This window comes from Mesorhizobium sp. B1-1-5 (assembly GCF_006443065.1).
Lineage (GTDB): Bacteria > Pseudomonadota > Alphaproteobacteria > Rhizobiales > Rhizobiaceae > Mesorhizobium.
Map to the genome: position 1 here is coordinate 1 of NZ_VFWS01000241.1, position 2,190 is coordinate 2,190.

2 protein-coding genes are annotated in these 2,190 nt (G+C 66.0%); one reads left to right on the top strand and one right to left on the bottom strand.

Annotation, left to right across the window (positions count from 1 at the left end):
- Window positions 1-684: LysR substrate-binding domain-containing protein (locus FJ980_RS29925; RefSeq protein WP_140547220.1), on the top strand; the 684-nt coding region annotated here is incomplete at its 5' end.
- 23 nt (window positions 685-707) lie between these two features.
- Here the strand turns inward: FJ980_RS29925 and FJ980_RS29930 are convergent.
- On the bottom strand, window positions 708-2,108 hold the full coding sequence (locus FJ980_RS29930) for a PLP-dependent aminotransferase family protein (protein ID WP_140547221.1): 1,401 nt from the start codon (window positions 2,106-2,108) through the stop codon (window positions 708-710).
- Window positions 2,109-2,190 lie beyond the last annotated feature (82 nt).

The following is a 2,190-nucleotide window of genomic DNA, read 5'->3' on the forward strand; positions in this document are numbered from 1 at the left end:
CAGGTCGGCCGTGTGGTTCAGGATGCTGAAACGCTGCTGCGCCCGGCGAGGCTGCTTGATCTGCCGGGCCTGGAGAGGACCTTCACGCTGCGCACCAATGAAAGCTTCGTCGAGGAGTTCGGGCCGCGCCTGATCGCCCGCATCCAGGCCGATGCGCCGGGCGTGCGGCTGCGTTTCGCGCCGAAGTCGGACAAGGACATGGCGTCACTGCGCGAAGCGGCGATCGCCCTGGAAGTAGGTGTGGCCGGCGAGACCGGGCCGGAGGTGCGCATCCAGGCGCTTTTTCGCGACCGTTTCGTCTGCGCGGTGCGCAGCGGCCATCCGCTGGGCCAGGGCGCGATGACGCCGGAACGCTATGCGGCCGGCCGCCACATCAATGTTTCGCGGCGGGGCCGCGAAAGGGGGCCGGTCGACGAGGCCTTGAGCCGGCTCGGATTGCAACGAATGGTCGTGTGCATGGCTTCCGGTTTTTCGGCCGCGCTCGCGATGGCGCGCGCCTCGGAGTTGATCGCCAGCGTGCCCGAGCGGCATACGCAAGGCGCGCGCGCCGGCATGCAGACTTTTTCCCTGCCGGTCGACATTCCGGCGGTCACCATTTCCATGCTCTGGCATCCGCGGCTCGATGCCGATCCGGCGCAGCGCTGGCTGCGGAGTTGCGTGCGCGACATTTGCGTGAAGTCCTGATCGCGCAAGCCGCGCCGCAGCCGTCAGCGCGGCATGGCTGCCTCCAGCACCTTGAAAATCCGCTCGTCTTCGCATTGTGCAACGTTGAAGCGCAGGAATCGGCTGGCTGATCGCGACAGGCTGAACGCGTTCCCGGGCGCCAGCACGACATTGGCCGCAAGCGCGCGGCGGGCAATCTCGGCTGCGTCCACTGCATCCGGCAGGCTGCACCAGAGGAACAGACCGGCGGGCTGCTCGATCCAGGGCGTGATCCCGATCGCCTTCAGCCGAGCGCCTGTCTCGATCATGGCGCGTGAGAGCCGGGCGCGCAGCAGGTCCATGTGCTTGCGATAGCTGCCATCCCTGAGCAGGGTCAGCACCAATTCGGCCGCGAGCCGCCCGCCGCCGAAGGTGGTGGCGATCTTGAGGTCGGCCAGCCCTTCCATCCAGTCACGGGGCGCGGCGATGAAGCCGCAGCGTATCGAGGCCGAAAGCGTCTTGGAGAAACTACCGATATGGACGACACGCTCGAGACCGTCGAAAGCCGCGAGCCTTGGGGCAGGAGCGTGTTCGAAATCGGCGAAGATGTCGTCCTCGACGATGGTCAGGTCCGATTGATCGGCGAGCTTGAGCAGCCGGTGCGCGGTGACCGGCGACAGGATCGCGCCGGTCGGGTTGTGGATGCCGGAATTGGTGATGTAGAGGCGCGGCCGATGCTCGGCCAGCGCCTGCGCAAACAAGTCGATATCCGGGCCCGATGGCGTATAGGGGACGCTGAAGACCTTGGCCTGATGGGCACGCAACAGTGCGTGGAAATTGAAATAGCAGGGATCGTCGACCAGCACTGTATCGCCGGGTTCGAGCAGGAACCGGCACAGGAGATCGATGGCCTGCGTGCCCGATTCCGTCAGCATGATCTGTTCGGGTGAAGCCTCGATGCCATGTGTGGCCATGCGCCGCGCCAGCAATTGGCGCAGCGGCGGCAGCCCGAGCGGCGTGCCGTAGTCGGCAAGGGCCACATCATCGGCGCGCGCCACGTTGCGCAGCGCGCGACGCAGCGCTGCCTGCGGCATCCACGAGGCGGGCAGCCAGCCGCAGCCGGGCTTCAGCATCTCATCGCCCGCTTCCAGCGACTGCCGCGAAACCCAGAGCGGATCGACGGCGCGATCGAGTCGGGGGCCGATCTCGGCCAGCGACAGCGGCGCCAGCGATCCGGCGGCATAGAAGCCGGAGCCTGGCCGGGAACGGATCGCGCCTTCCGCCGCCAGTCGCTCATAGGCCTCGACCACTGTCGATTTGGAAACCTGCATGGATTTCGCGAAGGCGCGGATCGAGGGCAATCGGGCGCCGGGCGTGAGGCTGCGCGCGGCAATTCGCTGGCGGATGGTGGACATGACGCCTTCGACAAGGGTTCCGCTGTTGTCGAATCTCGCTGATACGTTCATCTGTACCTTCCGGCAAACCATTACAGTTTTGTTGAATTGTACTGCATTGTCTCTGGTGACGCCATGGGTATGGGCCCGATAG

Bases quoted from the DNA above. Each gene is read 5' to 3' on its own strand.
- FJ980_RS29930 (WP_140547221.1), bottom strand. From the start codon at position 2,108: ATGAACGTATCAGCGAGATTCGACAACAGCGGAACCCTTGTCGAAGGC.